This window comes from Leisingera sp. CC-HEC096, assembly GCF_059429235.1.
In genome coordinates, this window is record NZ_JCAIJS010000001.1 from 1612351 (window position 1) to 1627682 (window position 15332).

General features: G+C 64.8%; 19 protein-coding genes and 1 tRNA gene. 7 read left to right on the forward strand and 13 right to left on the reverse strand.

All coding sequences use genetic code 11. The features are described 5' to 3' along the window. Positions 1–94 precede the first annotated feature (94 nt). Both AC5STI_RS07855 and AC5STI_RS07860 read left to right on the forward strand, forming a co-directional pair. Complete coding sequence (locus AC5STI_RS07855; protein WP_495446270.1) at positions 95–631, forward strand: peroxiredoxin-like family protein; 537 nt, start codon at positions 95–97, stop codon at positions 629–631. A gap of 108 nt (positions 632–739) precedes the next feature. Next, a complete protein-coding gene (locus AC5STI_RS07860; protein ID WP_058284404.1) occupies positions 740–991 on the forward strand; it encodes a WGR domain-containing protein in 252 nt (83 codons plus the stop codon). A 14-nt stretch (positions 992–1005) separates the two neighbouring features. Here the strand turns inward: AC5STI_RS07860 and AC5STI_RS07865 are convergent, their stop codons facing one another. Next, entirely contained in the window at positions 1006–1392 is a 387-nt protein-coding gene (locus tag AC5STI_RS07865) for a DUF2147 domain-containing protein (RefSeq protein WP_495446271.1), read from the reverse strand. A gap of 134 nt (positions 1393–1526) precedes the next feature. Between AC5STI_RS07865 and hisA the strand changes: the two genes are divergently transcribed. After that, on the forward strand, positions 1527–2249 hold the full coding sequence (gene hisA / locus AC5STI_RS07870) for a 1-(5-phosphoribosyl)-5-[(5-phosphoribosylamino)methylideneamino]imidazole-4-carboxamide isomerase (RefSeq protein ID WP_039189700.1): 723 nt from the start codon (positions 1527–1529) through the stop codon (positions 2247–2249). A gap of 37 nt (positions 2250–2286) precedes the next feature. Continuing rightward, on the forward strand, positions 2287–2577 hold the full coding sequence (locus AC5STI_RS07875) for a hypothetical protein (protein ID WP_490399088.1): 291 nt from the start codon (positions 2287–2289) through the stop codon (positions 2575–2577). A gap of 31 nt (positions 2578–2608) precedes the next feature. On the opposite strand, the gene AC5STI_RS07880 is transcribed toward AC5STI_RS07875, so the two are convergent. After that, positions 2609–3055: a DUF302 domain-containing protein gene (locus tag AC5STI_RS07880; protein WP_421054588.1), complete on the reverse strand. Its 447-nt coding sequence runs from the start codon at positions 3053–3055 to the stop codon at positions 2609–2611. Positions 3056–3266: 211 nt separating this feature from the next. Here AC5STI_RS07880 and hisF point away from each other — a divergent pair, with 211 nt between their 5' ends. Both hisF and AC5STI_RS07890 read left to right on the forward strand, forming a co-directional pair. Continuing rightward, a complete protein-coding gene (gene hisF / locus AC5STI_RS07885) occupies positions 3267–4028 on the forward strand; it encodes an imidazole glycerol phosphate synthase subunit HisF (protein ID WP_421054587.1) in 762 nt (253 codons plus the stop codon). Between the two features lie 10 nt (positions 4029–4038). Continuing rightward, entirely contained in the window at positions 4039–4356 is a 318-nt protein-coding gene (locus tag AC5STI_RS07890) for a phosphoribosyl-ATP diphosphatase (protein ID WP_495446272.1), read from the forward strand. 240 nt (positions 4357–4596) lie between these two features. Here AC5STI_RS07890 and AC5STI_RS07895 read toward each other — a convergent pair whose 3' ends face one another. The 3 genes from AC5STI_RS07895 to rlmB all read right to left on the reverse strand — a co-directional run bounded on the left by AC5STI_RS07895 (position 4597) and on the right by rlmB (position 6609). Further along, positions 4597–5067, reverse strand: a complete 471-nt coding sequence (locus AC5STI_RS07895) for a CoA-binding protein (protein ID WP_495446273.1) — start codon at positions 5065–5067, stop codon at positions 4597–4599. A gap of 205 nt (positions 5068–5272) precedes the next feature. After that, on the reverse strand, positions 5273–5734 hold the full coding sequence (locus AC5STI_RS07900; protein ID WP_495446274.1) for a YHS domain-containing (seleno)protein: 462 nt from the start codon (positions 5732–5734) through the stop codon (positions 5273–5275). Between the two features lie 98 nt (positions 5735–5832). Continuing rightward, positions 5833–6609, reverse strand: coding sequence for a 23S rRNA (guanosine(2251)-2'-O)-methyltransferase RlmB (gene rlmB, locus AC5STI_RS07905; protein ID WP_475046545.1), 777 nt, complete (start codon positions 6607–6609; stop codon positions 5833–5835). Between the two features lie 120 nt (positions 6610–6729). Between rlmB and AC5STI_RS07910 the strand changes: the two genes are divergently transcribed. Further along, positions 6730–6813 (forward strand) — tRNA-Tyr (locus AC5STI_RS07910). A 133-nt stretch (positions 6814–6946) separates the two neighbouring features. Here the strand turns inward: AC5STI_RS07910 and AC5STI_RS07915 are convergent. The 8 genes from AC5STI_RS07915 to AC5STI_RS07950 all read right to left on the reverse strand — a co-directional run bounded on the left by AC5STI_RS07915 (position 6947) and on the right by AC5STI_RS07950 (position 15330). Next, positions 6947–7465 carry a DUF2478 domain-containing protein gene (locus AC5STI_RS07915; protein WP_495446275.1) on the reverse strand — a complete coding sequence of 173 codons (519 nt, stop codon included), beginning with the start codon at positions 7463–7465 and terminating at the stop codon, positions 6947–6949. 62 nt (positions 7466–7527) lie between these two features. Continuing rightward, positions 7528–8190 carry an NnrU family protein gene (locus AC5STI_RS07920; protein ID WP_495446276.1) on the reverse strand — a complete coding sequence of 221 codons (663 nt, stop codon included), beginning with the start codon at positions 8188–8190 and terminating at the stop codon, positions 7528–7530. 122 nt (positions 8191–8312) lie between these two features. Next, entirely contained in the window at positions 8313–10349 is a 2037-nt protein-coding gene (locus tag AC5STI_RS07925; protein ID WP_495446277.1) for an ABC transporter permease, read from the reverse strand. Further along, positions 10349–11401 (reverse strand): quaternary amine ABC transporter ATP-binding protein, encoded by a 1053-nt coding sequence (locus AC5STI_RS07930; RefSeq protein WP_495446278.1) that lies wholly within the window; start codon positions 11399–11401, stop codon positions 10349–10351. Before AC5STI_RS07930 ends, AC5STI_RS07925 begins: the two co-directional genes overlap by 1 nt. Before the next feature lie 10 nt (positions 11402–11411). Further along, complete coding sequence (locus AC5STI_RS07935; protein WP_495446279.1) at positions 11412–12377, reverse strand: ABC transporter substrate-binding protein; 966 nt, start codon at positions 12375–12377, stop codon at positions 11412–11414. A gap of 394 nt (positions 12378–12771) precedes the next feature. Then, positions 12772–13740, reverse strand: coding sequence for an ABC transporter substrate-binding protein (locus AC5STI_RS07940; protein ID WP_495446280.1), 969 nt, complete (start codon positions 13738–13740; stop codon positions 12772–12774). A 184-nt stretch (positions 13741–13924) separates the two neighbouring features. Beyond that, positions 13925–14716 (reverse strand): methyltransferase domain-containing protein, encoded by a 792-nt coding sequence (locus AC5STI_RS07945; protein WP_495446281.1) that lies wholly within the window; start codon positions 14714–14716, stop codon positions 13925–13927. Beyond that, on the reverse strand, positions 14713–15330 hold the full coding sequence (locus AC5STI_RS07950; RefSeq protein WP_495446282.1) for a pimeloyl-ACP methyl esterase BioG family protein: 618 nt from the start codon (positions 15328–15330) through the stop codon (positions 14713–14715). The genes AC5STI_RS07945 and AC5STI_RS07950 overlap by 4 nt, the downstream gene beginning before the upstream one ends. Positions 15331–15332 lie beyond the last annotated feature (2 nt).

Sequence of the window (15332 nt, forward strand, 5' to 3'; positions counted from 1 at the left end):
CCCGTCAGGTTTTTCGGATTTATGCGACAGTAAACTGCGCGATACCTTTGAGCAAGCACCACCACCACTCACATCACACAAATGGAGCGTCACTATGCTGATTCCCCGCCAGAAGACCCCGGACCTGACCCTGCCGACGCTGGACCACGGCCAGTTTGACCTGTCGGCGGAAAACGCCGAGCGCGGCACCGTGATCTGCTTTTACCGCGGCCTGCATTGCCCGATCTGCGCGACCTACCTGAAGGAATTCGAGAAAAAGGTTGCGGCCTTTGCCGAGCGCGGCGTCAACTGCATCGCGATCAGCTCCGACGGCGAGGAGCGCACCCGCGCGATGGCCGACAAGATCGAGGCCAAGGAGCTGCGGTTCGGCTATGACCTGCCGCTGTCCGTGGCCAAGGAGTGGGGGCTTTATATCTCAACCTCGCGCGGCAAGACCTCGATCGGGATCGAGGAGCCCGAGCTGTTCTCCGAGCCCGGCCTGTTCATGGTGACGCCGGAGCAGACGCTGTACTATGGCTCGGTCCAGACCATGCCGTTTGTGCGCCCGCATTTCGCGGAGCTGGTGGCGGCGCTGGATTTTGCGATCCCCAATAACTACCCGGCGCGCGGCGAATACACTGGTGAGGTCTAAGCGTCACAGCTGCCGCAGGGGCCGGTGCAATTCGCCGGATTGAACAATAGACAAGGGGTCCGCTTCGATGCATACGGGGCGGACCTATTGTCACTGCGGCAGCCCCCATTGCACATCCGTTTCGAGAAATACGACCACGCCGACGGCAAGCACCGCTATTGCTTGCTGAGCCTGACGCCGACGCTGTTCGGCGACTGGTGTGTTGAGCGTGTCTCGGGGCCGCTGAACGCTCCGGGCGGGGCGCAGAAGCGGACCTATTTTGCAGGCCATGCCGAGGCGCTGGCGATTTTCGAAGGGTTCCGGGACCGGCAGCTGAAACGCGGTTATGCGCCGATCCCGGTGCAGCTGGGGCTGCTGTAAAGCCCCCGCCGGACTTACTTGATCCGGGTCCAGGTCTGTTTCGAGCAGATCAGCCCGCCCGCCACGCAGCCGCGCAAGGCTAAGGAGCTGCCTGCCAGATCCATCTTGCCGATGTAGACCTTGTTGTTGGACGGCCGCCAGACCTTGCCCTCGTAGGAGCCGTCGCCGTTCGGCACCATGTCGATCACCAGCGTCTTGCCGAGGTTCGGGGATTTATACTCCCCCTCGCTGTTGAAGGTGCGGGCGATCTTGCCGCAGACGGCGGCACCGCATTTAGCCATCTGGACATGGGCATAGGAGCCGTCGTCGGGCTGCGTCTTCCAGACGCCCAGAACCGGATCCGCCGCTGCGGCGCCTGCCAGCCCCAAGGCCAAAGCCATGCCTGCCAGTAGATGTTTCATTCCATTTCCTCCCTGTTTTCAGGCAGCCTGTCCCTGATGCGCCGCTTCTGGCAAGGTTGACTTCGGGTCGCGTTGCAATCTGCCCTCGCGTTGTGCAAAACACCGCCAGCTTGATTTCACGAAGGACCGCCCGGATGATCCTCTACCCCGCGATTGACCTCAAAGACGGCCAGGCCGTGCGCCTGCTGCATGGCGAGATGGACAAGACCACCGTGTTCAACGACAACCCCGCCGCCCAGGCGCTGGAGTTTGTCGAGGCGGGCTGCGAGTGGCTGCATCTGGTGGATCTGAACGGCGCCTTTGCCGGCGAGCCAGTGAACGCGGCTCCGGTCGAGGAAATTCTGAAGCAGACAAAGGTGCCCGCGCAGCTAGGCGGCGGCATCCGCGACATGGCGACCATCGAGCGCTGGATTGATAAGGGACTGGCGCGGGTCATCCTGGGCACCGTGGCGGTGGAAAACCCGGACCTTGTGCGCGAAGCGGCACGGGAATTCCCCGGCAAGGTCGCCGTCGGCATCGACGCCCGCAACGGCAAGGTCGCGACCAAGGGCTGGGCCGAGGAGACCGATGTCATGGTCACCGACCTCGCCAAGTCATTTGAGGACGCGGGCGTTGCCGCGATCATCTATACCGACATCCTGCGCGACGGCGCGATGAAAGGCCCGAATGTGGAAGCCACCGCCGATCTGGCCAATGCGGTCAGCATCCCGGTGATCGCGTCCGGCGGCGTGTCCTCGCTGGATGACCTGCGGGCGCTGAAATCCTGCGGTGCGCCGCTCAATGGTGCGATTTCGGGCCGGGCGCTTTATGATGGCGCCATCGACCTGAAAGAGGCGCTGGCGGTTCTGAAGGCCTGACGCCCCGCCCCGGTCTGATCCGGCAAAGGGAAACCTCATGCGCCTTGTCCGCCGAATCCTCGCGACGCTGACCATAGGGCCGATTGTCCTGTGGCTGCTGTGCATTGCGTTCGTGATGCTGCTGGGGTTCGGCTTTGATTGCGAAATCCACGAAGGGTTTGCCAACCCCTGCGTGGTGCTGGGCCATGACCTGAGCGAGACCGCCTATACCGCGGGTGTCCTGGCCGCCTGGGGGCCGCTGATCTTTGGCCCGGTCACGATGGGCGCAGGGCTGTTGTGGGCCATTGCGATCGTGATTGACCGCCACCGGTCCCGCCCGCGCCGCTAAGGCACGGGCAGCCCGCGGGCGGTTTCCGCGGTTATTGCGCCGCCTTGGACGTCAGCTTGTCCAAGGCTCCCTGCATCTTGCCAATGAACGCTGCATCTGCCGGGATTTCGAGGCCCGACAGCATCTCTGCCGGGTCCTCATAGGTCAGCCAGACCTGGCCGTCCGCGTCCTCAAAAGCCAGCACCTTGAGCGGCAGATAGAGCCCTGCCCGCATGTCGGCTTGCATCGCCGGCGTGCCCAGCTTGGGGTTGCCGAAGATCAGGAGCTGGGACGGGCTCAGCTCCAGCGCTGCGTTCTGCGCGCCTGCGGCATGGTCCACCCGGGCAAAGACGGTGGCGCCCGCGCCCTCAACCGCGGCCTGCAGCGCGTCCATGGTTTCACCGACGGATTTCTGGCTCTGCACGGTCACCAGTTCCGCGGCGGCAGGCAGTGCGGCGGCGAGGGCGATGGCTCCGGCAAGGAAAAAAGTCTTGGTCATAACAGCTGCTCCAAAATCAGGGACGTCTGATCATGATCGGGGCATCCGCTCCGGCCAGGCAATTCACAACTGCGAGACTGCACGGTTCCGGCGGTTTCGCGCGGATTGCACCCGTGCCCCGGACCAAAACGCGCAGCGCCTGCCATATCTGTTGCGCTCGCCGCGGGCATTGCGTACCCACGGGGCCAAGCAGTTTGAAAGGCACGGCAACATGCTGAAGACCCGCATCATTCCCTGTCTCGACGTCGCCGACGGGCGCGTGGTCAAGGGTGTCAACTTTGTCGGCCTGCGCGACGCGGGCGATCCGGTGGAATCGGCCAAGGCCTACGATGCGGCCGGCGCGGATGAGATCTGTTTCCTCGACATCCACGCGACCCATGAAAACCGCGGAACCATGTTCGACGTGGTGCAACGCACCGCCGAGCAGTGCTTTGTGCCGCTGACCGTGGGCGGCGGGGTTCGCACCAAGGAAGATGTGCGCGCACTGCTGCTGGCGGGTGCTGACAAGGTCTCCTTCAATTCGGCCGCGGTGGCCAACCCGGATGTGATCGCCGAGGCCGCGGACCAGTTCGGCAGCCAGTGCATCGTCTGCGCCATAGACGCCAAGACCGTTGAGCCGGGCCGCTGGGAGATCTTCACCCACGGCGGCCGCAAACCGACCGGCATCGACGCGGTGGAGTTTGCCAAGCTGGTGACAGCCAAGGGCGCGGGGGAAATCCTGCTCACCTCGATGGACCGCGACGGCACCAAATCGGGCTTCAACCTGCCGCTGACCAAGGCCATTTCGGACGCGGTGGACGTGCCGGTGATTGCCTCCGGCGGCGTCGGCAACCTCGATCACCTGGTGGAGGGCGTGACCAAGGGCGGCGCCAGCGCGGTGCTCGCGGCCTCGATCTTCCACTTCGGCGAATACACCATCCAGGAAGCCAAGGAACACATGGCCGCCGCCGGCATCCCGATGCGGCTGAACTGAGGGGCATGCGATGAGCCTTCTGCACGATCTTGAAGCCACCATCCTGTCCCGCAAGGGCGCAAACCCGGACTCCAGCTGGACCGCCAAGCTGCTGGCCAAGGGGCCGGAGAAATGCGCCGAGAAATTCGGCGAGGAAGCCATTGAGGCCATCATCGAGGCGGTTAAGGACAACAAGGCCGGGCTCGCGTCCGAAGGGGCCGATGTGCTCTATCATTTCCTGGTGATGCTGGCCGCCCGGGACGTGGCGCTGGAGGATGTCCTGCAGGTGCTGGCGGAACGCCAAGGCCTCAGCGGCATCGCCGAGAAGGCCAGCCGCCCCAAGGGCTGATCCCAGCGCTCGGCCGGCCTGCTTGCGGCGGGTCAAGGGAGGCGCAGCCTCCGCGCGCCAGCGCGGCTTGCCCTTGACGCGCACTCTGAAACACACTGGGAAAGGCCCTTGAGGGCACTCCTGCCCCTCAAGGGCTTCTCAGCATAAAATCAGCGCCGCGCAGCGGCGCCGGACCCAACCGTGGAGGCCGTCCGGCAGGACGGCGGGAACGGGCGGGAGCGCCCTGCCCGGCCGCAGACGTCACAGCTTCGAGGAAATGATCCCGGTGGCAAAGCCGCCCATGCGCAACTCGCCGAACAGCCGCTGGTATTCGATCTTGGGGCAGCGGTTCTGGATCACCGTAACGCCGCGCGCCTCGGCCTTGGCAGCGGCCTCTGCGTGCTCAACCCCGATTTGCATCCACACGGTCTTCAGCTTCGGGAACGCCTCCAGCGCCTCGTCCACAATCGGCGGCACCGCCTCAGACCGGCGGAAGATGTCGACCATATCCACCGGCGCCTCAATATCCGAAAGGCTCGCCCGCACCGTCTCGCCAAACAGCGGCTTGCCGGCATGGCCCGGGTTCACAGGGATCACCCGGTAGCCCTTGAGGCCCAGGTAGCGTGCCACATAGTAACTCGGCCGCACCGGGTTCATCGAGACGCCGACCACCGCAACCACCTTGGTGCGCTGCAGAACCTTTTTCAGATGCTCATCACTGTAATCAGTCATGCCGCGCACCCTAGCCTTGCCGCACAGCGCCGCAAAGCCGGATTCGCCGTACGCGAACAAAAATGCGCCCGGACGAACCGGGCGCAAGGTATGGAACGAGGGACAGTGAAAAAGATCTGCGGTGGTTCCACTCCGCAGTCTGTATTGAATATGGGTCACAGTCTGGAAAATAAAAGCCCCCCTCGCGAAAACGTGAGGTGACGGGCTATTTGCGGAGAATCACCGGCCAGTGCAGCCGCGCCTGGGTGATCAGCTCGCCGCGGCGGGTAACCCAGACACCCTGTGCCTCCGGGTTGTTGAGCAGAAACAGCTCGCCATCCACGATCGCCCAAAGCTGCGGATTGCCATCCGCAAGCACCCCCTGCGTCATCGCAAAGGCGCAATAGCCGCCAAAGGCGGGCGCATAGGCGCGCGGGTTTGCCTCGAACCGGGCCTGATTGCTGGCCGAGGCAAACCGCCACACGACCCCCTTCCACATCACCGCATGGCCGCGCCGTCCGCGTTCAGCGGCCCCATGCACAAAGAACGCCACCGGGTCATAGCCGCCGATAGCGACCCCCGAACGGGAGGAGAACATGGCCGCATCCGCCCGGGCCGGACCGGGCAGCGCCAGCAACAGAACCGCAACAGCCATCGAAATCAGGCGCAGGGCCACGTTATTCTCCATTCACGTTTTTGCAGCAGTTCACTGACTCTGCCGCAGCGCCCTGCCCTTGCAAAGGGAGCATACGCAGATGTGATTACCCCGTTACGGGTTGGCCCCGACTAGCGTGCAATTGAGGCGTAAAGCGCAATTGCAGCCGCGTTGGAGACATTGAGAGAGCCGAAGCCGCCCGCAGCATCGATCCTGACCAGCTGGTCGACGGTCTCCTTGGTCTTTTGCCGCAGCCCGGGGCCTTCCGCCCCCAGCACCAGCGCCACCGGCTGATCCTTTTTCCCCTCCAGCGCGGCTTCCACGGTCTGCTCTGCCTCGCCGTCCAGGCCCAGCACGGTAAAGCCCATCTGCTGCAGCTCGGTGATGGTGTCGGCCAGGTTGCGCATCCGCAGGTACGGCTGGCGCTCCAGCGCGCCGCTGGCGGTCTTGGCCAGCGCCCCGGTTTCCGGTGCCGAATGGTGGCGGGTGCCGATCACCGCGCTGGCGCCCAGCACCTCGGCCGAGCGCAGGATCGCGCCGACGTTATGCGGATCGGTGACCCGGTCCAGCAGCAGTACCCGCGGCGCCTCGCGGCCGATGCAGTTTTCGGCGAGCCCGCCCCAGTTCAGCGGCTTCACTTCCAGCGCCGCGCCCTGATGCACCGACTGCGGATCAATTGGCGGGTTGAACTTGCGCGGGTCAATGACCTCGGCCTCGACACCGGATTCTTCGATGGCATCCGCCAGCTTCGCCTGCGCATTCATCGTCACCATCAGGCGCAGTTTTTCGCGCTTGGGATTGAGCAGCGCATCGCGCACCGCATGCAGCCCGAACAGCCACACGGTTTCCGCTGCGGCCGCCCGCTTGGCCTGCTCTTTTTCGACGACCCACTTGGGTTTCTTGGACATTTTGCTCTCCGGCAGAAAGAATTTGCGGGGCGCGCGAAAAACTTGCGATTTTCCTGTTGACGCCCCTTTGGCCTGCTTGTAATCACGCCTCCACATCAGGTGCAACAAGCAACTGACAGTGGGCGACAGGCCGCAAGGTGTGGCAGGGGACTGTAACTCCCTCGCGGAGACGCACGCCTGGTTCGATTCCAGGGTCGCCCACCATTTTCCCTCTTAACAGGACGGACGATGGTGGTTCAGCAGCAAGGCTGAACGGGCCGCACGCTGCCCTACGCAGCAAAAAGCCCGCGTGAAGTTCGCGGGCCTTTCGATTGATTTCAAAAGAAAATCGCCTGGGTCAGGCAGTTTCGGCCACGGCCTGCTCCGCCCATTCGACCAACGCGTCCAGATCCGGGCCCGCCTCGACTGCCATGCCGTCGGCGAAGGCCTGGAACGGCTCTACGTTCATCTTGTTGACGCCGGAAATCACCGGGATGCCCAGCGCCAGCGCCTCGCCTATGATGGGGCGCATGCCGCGGCCGTCGGCCTCGTGCTTGCCGAATTTGTTGACGATCATCAGCTGCGGCGCCTCGCCGGATTGCAGCGATGCAGAGACCTGCCCCACCGCCTGTTCCAGCGCCTCGGGGTTCAGGCGGCAGCCGCGGGCGCCCGCGCCCAGGGACTGCGAAATGCGGATGGTTTCACCCGCGGGCAGCACCCGCACATCCATGTCGCAGAGCTCTTTGTCGTAGCATTCCACATTGGTCTGCACGATCCCCGCCAGGCGGAGGCCCTTGGCCTGCAGCCGTTCGGCCAGTTCGCTCAGCAGGCGGTCGGTGGCGCCGCGCTCTTCGGTCATCACATAGGCCAGGTGCATGTGTCGGTCTCTCCAGTGTCGTCTGATTTCATAGGTGGTCATGAGGCGTCCGGGGTCAACCCCTACCAGGGCAGCGGGCTGTAGCCGATGACCGGCGCGTGCAGGATCAAGAGCGCCAGGAACACCGCCGCCGCCAGCCCGGCCTCACGGGCCGCGGGCCGCAGGCGGCCAAGGTTCAGCCGCGCGGTATTGCGGCTGAGGCGGCGCCATTCGCCCTGCCCCATCTGGCGCTGCTTACGCTTGTCGATCAGCGCCATGCCCATCCAGGCGAAGCCTGCGAACAGGCCGAACAGGATCACATGCGCCAGGTCGCCATTGGCCAGCAGATGCGCCCCGGCCCAGAGCGCCATCGCCGCCAGCAGCGGGTGGCGGCTGACGGCCAGAATGCCGGGGTCTGCCGGGTCAAAGGGCTTGATGCCAAGCCCGCCAAAGCTGAACGGATTCTGCCGCATCATCCCCGCAACCGCCAGCAGGCAGGCCAGCGGCATCACCAGAAGCGGCACCCAGCGGAAACCCTCCCAATAGGGCAGCACGCCCACGTAGGGCGCGCGGGCGGCAGCCACCACGAGCCACGCCAGGATCATCAGCGACAGCACACTGTAGGCGACGATATAACCGCGCAGCCCCAGCCGGTTCACCAGCCAGGGCCGCACCGGCGGGCGCACGGGGATCGCGTGGCTGGCCAGAAACAAGAGCAGCGCGGCGGTGAATTCAAGCCAGCCCATCGGTGTCTCTCCGGATATAGATCAGTCTTGTGTGCAGCTATAGGCGGGCTGGCAGTCTATAACGTTGCCCCAGATCAAAAAAGGGCGCCGCTGGGGCGCCCTTTCGTGGTTATTCGGGATGTTTACAATCCCAAGGCTTTGCGCCGCTCCTCGGCAAAGCCCTGCACCATGCGGTCGGCGATCAGGGCGAGGATCGCCATCGCCGCACCGGCGGAAATGCCCAGCCCCACATCCGCCTGCCCCAGCGCCAGGTAGATCGACTGGCCGAGGCCGGTGGTGCCGATCAGCGCCGCAATGACCAGCATCGCAAAGGCATAGAGGATGGTCTGGTTGAGGCCCAAGAGGATCGACGGTGCCGCATAGGGCGCGCGGATGTCCTTGAGCATCTGCCATTTTGTGGCACCGGACGCTGTGGCCGCTTCGATCATCTCGTCAGGTGTGGAGACCAGCCCATGCCTTGTGTAACGGATCATCGGCACGATGGCATAGGCGATGATCGCCAGGAAAGCGGAGAACTCGCCGATCTGGAATACCATCAGCACCGGGATCAGGAACACGAACAGAGGGATCGTCTGCAGCATGTCGCAGACCGGTCGCACCACCCGCCAGACACCGGGCGACACCGCCGACGCCAGGCCGATCGCGCCGCCCACCACTGCGCAGGCAAAGACCGCCGCGCCCGACAGGTAGAGCGATAGCAGCGCGCGCTCCCACAGTCCGGAGACCAGGATAGTACACAGCAGCACCACCGTCAGGATTGCCAGCCCGCGCCCGCCGGCAACCCATGCCAGCGCGCCTGCCCCCGCCAGAACAAACGGCCAGGGCAGCTGAGAAATGCCGGTCTCCAGCATTCCGGCGGCAATCAGCAGCATCACACCCAGCGCCAGCTGCCCCCGCAGGGCAAAGGCGACGGCAGCGGCGGCACCTGCTGCGAACAGCCCCAGGCTCATCGCCGGGGTCCAGGCAAAGCCCCAGGTGAAGGGCAGCACCGCCTGGTCCAGCCCGATCCGCAGCGGCAGCAGCACATAGAACAGCACATTATTCTTGAGTGCCGTCAGGAACTCGGCATTGGCACTGGTGAAGGCCGACAGCCCACGGTCGACGCTGTCCGCCACCGGGTTGAACAGGGCATAGGTGCCGGGCTGCTGGATGTTGCCCCAAAACACCACGCTCACCACTGCGCCGAGGGCCAGGATGCCCCAGGCGACGCGCGGATCGTGTTGCGCACGCCGGTCCTGGGTCAGGGTGCCGCTCATCCGGTCGATCAGGATCGCAAAGATCACGATCACCAGGCCGGCCAGCAGGCTCTGGCCGAACTGCGCCTTGCGCATGGTCAGCAGCACCTCCCAGCCGATGTCGTCAAAGCCGCCGATCACGGCGGCGATGATCACCATCGACAGCGCCGCCATCAGGCATTGGTTGACACCCACCATGATCTGCTGCCCGGCTGAGGGGATCTCGCACTGGAACAGCTGCTGCAGGCGGGTGCCGCCGGACATGATGGCGGCTTCCTTGATCTCCGGCTCCACCCGCTCCAGCCCCAGCAGCACATTGCGCGCCATCGGCGGCGCCGCGTAGATGGCAGAGGCGATGAGGCCCACCACGGGGCCAAAGCCGAACAGCACCAGCAACGGCGTTAGGTAGGCAAAGGTCGGCACCGTCTGCATGATATCCAGCACCGCCTGCACCGGCTGGCGGATCTTGGGGTATTCATTGGCAAGGATACCGATGCCGCCGCCGATGATCAGCGCCAAAGGCACCGAGACGGCGACCAGCGCCAGCGTGTTCATGCTTTCGGGCCAATAGCCCGATGCCAGCACAAAGCCGAGGCCCACCACCGCCATCAGCGCCATCCGCACCCCGCCCAGCATCCAGGCCAGCGCCGTGGTGGCACAGATGACCAGCGGCCAGGGCGTGTGGCTCAGCACATAGTTTGCAGCTTCCATCGGATAGAACATCAGCGCCGAGAAGCTGCGGGCCGCGGGTTTGATCAGCGCCAGGAACCACTCCATGGCGGCCCCCACCCAGTCGGTTGCGGGCAGCACCCAGCCGGCGGGGAATTTCACTAGCCACGGCAGGCTGCTTTCCAGCAGCAGGCACAGCGCGCCGACCGCCGCCGCAATCAGCGCCGCAATAGAGCCTTTCAAAAGACCTGCCATCACCCCTGCTCCACCTGCAGCGCTGCGGCCAGATCCGCCGGGTTCACCACGCCGACCAGCTTGCCCTCGGGCGTGCGCACCGGCACGGGCTCGTACAGCTCCATGCAGCGCGCCAGCGCCGCGTCCAGCGTCATGTCCTGGCGCAGGCCGGGATCGTCGGCACCATAGACATGGTGCTCACCCGGCTGCATGACCGAAGCAACGCGGGCATGGCGGCCCTTGGCGACGTCCTTGGAAAACTCGCGCACGTAATCATCGGCCGGGCGCAGCACGATATCGGCAGGCGTGCCGATCTGCACAACCTTGCCGTCGCGCATGATGGCGATGCGGTCGGCAAGCTTGAGCGCCTCGTTGATGTCATGGGTGATGAAAACGATGGTGGTCTTGAGCTTGGCCTGGATCTCCAGGAACTCATCCTGCAACTGCCGCCGGATCAGCGGATCCAGCGCCGAGAACGGCTCATCCAGGAACCAGACCGAGCAATCCGCCACCAGCGAGCGGGCAATGCCGACGCGCTGGCGCTGGCCGCCGGACAACTCGCGCGGATAGTTCTTTTCCCGCCCGCCGAGGCCGACGAGCTCGATCACCTCCTGCGCCTTGGCCAGCCGCTGTTTCTTCTTCACCCCCTGCACCCGCAGCGGGTAGGCGACGTTCTCCGCCACGGTCATATGCGGGAACAGGCCGAAGTGCTGGAACACCATGCCCAGCTTCTTGCGCCGCAGCTCGATCAGCCGCTTGGGGCTGGCTTCGACGATGTTCTCGCCGTCGATGCGGATCTCGCCGCCGGTGGCGTGCAAAAGGTGCGAGATGCAGCGGATCAGGGTGGACTTGCCGGACCCCGACAGCCCCATGATCACGAACAGCTCCCCCTCCTTCACGTCAAAGGAGGCGTCCTGCACCGCCGGGATCAGTCCCCTGCCGCGCAGTTCCTGCGCCGCCGCTTCGGGTGTTTCGTGCCGCGACAGCGCCTCCTTCAAGGCGCTGTCTGCGTTGTTGCCAAACACCTGCCAGACATTCCGGCAGGTGATGGCGGGCGTTTCAGAGCCGCTCACTGGGGTTGGCTCACTTGATGGCGGCGTCGACAACCGGGCGCCACTTGTCCTCATTGGCGGCCATCCATTCGGCAACCACCTCTTCGACCTTGCCGCCGTCCACATCGACCGCGCCCATCATCGGCTGCTGGTCTTCCACGGCCAGGGTGTAGTTCGACAGGATTTCAAAGGCCGCGGGCCAGGTTTCTTCGGTTCCGGACCAGGCGGCCTTGAAGATCCGCGAGGGCGAGAAGTCGCAGTCGTTCACCGCATCCGGGTTCGGACCCCAGGCCGGATCGCTGAAGCAGGCGTCCTCACCCGGCGGCAGGTCGACGAATTTCACGTCATAGGCCGACATCGCCCAATGCGGCTGCCAGAAGGTGATCAGCAGCGGCGTCTTGCGCTCGGTCGCGGCGCGCAGCTCGACGATCAGTGCGGCCTCGGAGCCTGCGGGCACCGCCTTGAACGGCAGCCCCAGACCGGTCATCCGGTCCGCACCCGGCGTGCCCCAGTCGGCGGGGTAATCCACCAGGCGGCCTTCGGGCAGGGTTTCGGCGGTGGCAAACTGCATTGCGCAGTCCTTCAGCGCTTCCCATGCGGGCAGACCGGGGCAGATCTCTGCCACATGCGCCGGGTAGGCGATGCCTTCGCGGGCGTTCAGCTCCAGGTCGCCCAGTTCAACGACGGTGCCCTCTTCGATCTTCTTGGCGTATTCGTCGGAAACGTTGGAGGACCAGATTTCCAGTGTCGCGTGGATGTCGCCGTCGGCAATCGCCTGGAACTGGTTCATCATGCCGGCAGACACATACTCCACATCATAGCCCGCCGCCTTGAGCATCTCACCGGCGATATGGGTGGTCACATGCTGGCCGGTCCATTCGTTCACCGCCAGCTTGATCGGCTTGCTGGTGTCGCCCAGCTCCGCCGCCGAGGCGATACCGGCAGCCACGGTCATCGAGGCTGCGCCCAGTGCCAGCGCATATCCTTTGAAATTCATCTCAATACTCCCTGTCATTATCCTTTTGCGCCGCCGTTTTCCGGCTGTGGCGCATCTTTTGGAACCCGGCGGTTCGCGGCACCTGCCTGGCCTTACGGCCGGTCTTGTTGCTGTCAGCGTGTGCCCATGACCCAAGTGTGGCCGGGGATAATGCAAGTATTGGAACATATTGCGGCACTTTGTCGAGCAAATGCGGCGCAAAACGTAAAAAATTCTGATTGACGGTTCAAGTTTTTGTGCAAACGGACAAGATCCGGAATCACTCCGGGCCGCCGCCTCCGCTGTGCCAAAGCTGATTACCGCAGGCCCGGCTCCGCCATCAAGCCGTCTGCAGGCAGCAAAAAGCGCCCCCGCACCGGCGGGAGCGCTGAAAACGATCCTAAGAGCGCATAGCTCAGGAGCGGCCCTTGCCGGTGGCCTCCTCAACAACCGGCATCCACTTGGCGCGGTTCACCGCCAGCCAGCCCCGGGCGGCCCCCGCCACGGTTTCACCGCGCACGTCCACCAGCCCGATCAGCGGCTGCTGGTCCCAGATGCTCAGCTCATAGTTCTTGAGGATCTCATGGGCTGCGGGCCAGCGTTCCTTGAAGCCGGACCAGCTCGCCTTGACCACGCCGCCGCGGTAGAAATCGCAATCGCCGGTGGCCTTGGGGTTCGGCCCCCAGGACGGATCAGTGTAGCAGGCCGGTTCAGGCTTGGGCAGGCGCACGAATTGCAGCGCGTAAGAAGACATCGCCCAATGCGGCGCCCAGAAGGTGGCGATCACCGGGCGCTTCTCTTTGTAGGCCTGCTGGAATTCCTCGATCATCGCGGCCTCAGACTCGGCTGCGACCACATCAAACGGCAGGTCCAGCGCCCGGACCCGGTCCGCCCCGGGGGAGCCCCAGGATTCCGGATAGGCCAGATAGATACCGCGGTTGCCCTTGCCGTCCTTGGAGAAAATCCCCGCACAGTCGCGCAGTGCCTCCCAGTTGGGCAGGCCCGGGCACATCTGCGTCACATAGGGCGGGAAGACCACGCCGTTGCGCGCGTCCAGCCCCAGATCGCCCAATTCTTCCAACCGGCCCGCGTCCCGCGCGGCGGTGTATTCGTCAGGGTCGCTGCTGGTCCAGATCTCCACCATGGCATGAAGTTCGCCAGTGGCAATCTGCTCGTACAAGGCGCTCTGATCCGCCTCGACATACTCGACGGTATAACCCGCCTCTTGCAGCATGCCGCCCGCGATATAGGTCGACAGGCGCTGGCCGGTCCAGTTGTTCAGCGACAGGCGGATCGGCGTCTCCGCATCCCCCATATCGGCTGCTTCGACGGCCCCCGAAACCGCCAGCGCCGCCAGCGCTGCCGCAAACGCTTTGACTTTCATTGGCATCACTCCCGTACTGCCGGTCTACCCACGTGCCGCGCTCTCAGGCGCAGCTCCGGAACCGGCATAGCAGCGGGACATTGACAAAGATTAACGCCACGCGGAAACGGCGCTGCCTAAGAATAGAAAAAAGCCTAAAACTTGCTTCAAGCGCGCGTTGCACCGCCGGAACAACCCAACCGGATCAGGCCGTGCGCCGGGCCACCAGCAGCACCGGATCATAGGTCAGAGGAAGCTTGCCGCCCTGGCCGAACTGCGCCCGGTAGGCGTCCTCGAAATCCCGCAGACGCCGGCGGCTCCAGCTTTGCTGGGCGTGACCGTTGACGCCGGTCTGGCGCAGATGCCTCAGCAGTGCCAGCGCGCTGTCGAATTCCGGCACCACCGGTGCTTGGGCAATCGCCACGAGGTCCAGGTTGCCGGGCAGCACCCCCCGCCACTCCCCGGCATCCAGGTAGCTGGGCGCGGCGGCGGCTGAACCCAGAGCCGCCAGCTCGCGGAACTGGCCGCGGCCAAAGCCCGACAGCGCCAGCCAGCCTCCGGGTTTCAGACGCGCTGCCAGCCGCGCTGTCAGCGCAGGCAGGTCCGGGATCCACTGCACGGTGGAGGCCGAGGCGATCAGATCCAGCTCCTGCGGCAGCGGCAGGCTTTCCACCGGCCCGGCCTCGAACCGGGTTTGCGCAGGCGCAGCGTCACCCAGTTCCTGCAATACAGAAGCCGCCTCCGGCACCAAGTCGTTCAGCAACAGGCTGCCGATTTCGAAACGCTGCACCAGCTGCCGGGTCAGATGACCGGTGCCGCAGCCGAATTCCAGCGCCGCCCCGAATTGCCCTGGCGCACCCTCAGCCTGCAGCATCTGTGCCAGCTGAGCAGCGATATCCGCCTGCACCGAGGCGTTGCGGTGATAGCTCTCCAGCCCGCGGCGGAAGCTTTGCCGCACCCGCGACCGGTCAACCTGAGGAGGCATCATGTCTTTCATTGCAAAAGCGCCTCCCAGGTCTCGAACTGGCTAAAAGGCGCGTGTGGCGCGTCGATCTGGCTGACCGCCTGCCCCGCCCAGGCCCGCGCCAGATTGGCGGGCGGAAAAATCTTGTCACCAGAGCTGATCCAGATCCAGTCAAACCGCGTTTGCGGTGCATCGCCGCGGCGCTCCACTGCCAGCAGCTCCGCCCGGAGCGCGTCCACATCCACCGGCTCGGGCGGCTGCGGCTGCCCGAAAACGCGGGTCAGAAAGCCCTGAAAGCTTTCCAGGCTCAGCGTCTCGGCTGTCTTGCGGAAGACCGCGGGCGGAATACCCGCACTGCGGTTCACCGGTTTCAGGCTGCCGTTCACCGCCACCTTGCGGTGGAACGGATCGGACCGCCCCTGCTGCCAATGGCCATAGGCCGCGACCCCAAAGGACCAGGCCAGCAGGCTTACATGGTCATAGATAGACAGATCCGGCAGCTCCGCGTTCAGATCGCTGTAGCCGCTGGCAAACAGAATATCCTGCGGGCCGTCGAGGTGCCAGAACACCTCCGGCCCGACAGCCCAGCCGCCAAAGACCACGATGGCCTCGGCTGCCTGGTTCTGTTTGATCCAGCGGAATTCCATGG

Coding starts and splice junctions, on each gene's coding strand:
- AC5STI_RS07900 (WP_495446274.1), bottom strand. CDS start 5,734: ATGGAGAATAACGTGGCCCTGCGCCTGATTTCGATGGCTGTTGCGGTT.
- AC5STI_RS07920 (WP_495446276.1), bottom strand. CDS start 8,190: ATGGGCTGGCTTGAATTCACCGCCGCGCTGCTCTTGTTTCTGGCCAGC.
- AC5STI_RS07925 (WP_495446277.1), bottom strand. CDS start 10,349: ATGGCAGGTCTTTTGAAAGGCTCTATTGCGGCGCTGATTGCGGCGGCG.
- AC5STI_RS07855 (WP_495446270.1), top strand. CDS start 95: ATGCTGATTCCCCGCCAGAAGACCCCGGACCTGACCCTGCCGACGCTG.
- AC5STI_RS07895 (WP_495446273.1), bottom strand. CDS start 5,067: ATGACTGATTACAGTGATGAGCATCTGAAAAAGGTTCTGCAGCGCACC.
- AC5STI_RS07875 (WP_490399088.1), top strand. CDS start 2,287: ATGCGCCTTGTCCGCCGAATCCTCGCGACGCTGACCATAGGGCCGATT.
- AC5STI_RS07890 (WP_495446272.1), top strand. CDS start 4,039: ATGAGCCTTCTGCACGATCTTGAAGCCACCATCCTGTCCCGCAAGGGC.
- AC5STI_RS07935 (WP_495446279.1), bottom strand. CDS start 12,377: ATGAATTTCAAAGGATATGCGCTGGCACTGGGCGCAGCCTCGATGACC.
- AC5STI_RS07880 (WP_421054588.1), bottom strand. CDS start 3,055: ATGACCAAGACTTTTTTCCTTGCCGGAGCCATCGCCCTCGCCGCCGCA.
- hisA (WP_039189700.1), top strand. CDS start 1,527: ATGATCCTCTACCCCGCGATTGACCTCAAAGACGGCCAGGCCGTGCGC.
- rlmB (WP_475046545.1), bottom strand. CDS start 6,609: ATGTCCAAGAAACCCAAGTGGGTCGTCGAAAAAGAGCAGGCCAAGCGG.
- hisF (WP_421054587.1), top strand. CDS start 3,267: ATGCTGAAGACCCGCATCATTCCCTGTCTCGACGTCGCCGACGGGCGC.
- AC5STI_RS07940 (WP_495446280.1), bottom strand. CDS start 13,740: ATGAAAGTCAAAGCGTTTGCGGCAGCGCTGGCGGCGCTGGCGGTTTCG.
- AC5STI_RS07945 (WP_495446281.1), bottom strand. CDS start 14,716: ATGAAAGACATGATGCCTCCTCAGGTTGACCGGTCGCGGGTGCGGCAA.
- AC5STI_RS07950 (WP_495446282.1), bottom strand. CDS start 15,330: ATGGAATTCCGCTGGATCAAACAGAACCAGGCAGCCGAGGCCATCGTG.
- AC5STI_RS07865 (WP_495446271.1), bottom strand. CDS start 1,392: ATGAAACATCTACTGGCAGGCATGGCTTTGGCCTTGGGGCTGGCAGGC.
- AC5STI_RS07915 (WP_495446275.1), bottom strand. CDS start 7,465: ATGCACCTGGCCTATGTGATGACCGAAGAGCGCGGCGCCACCGACCGC.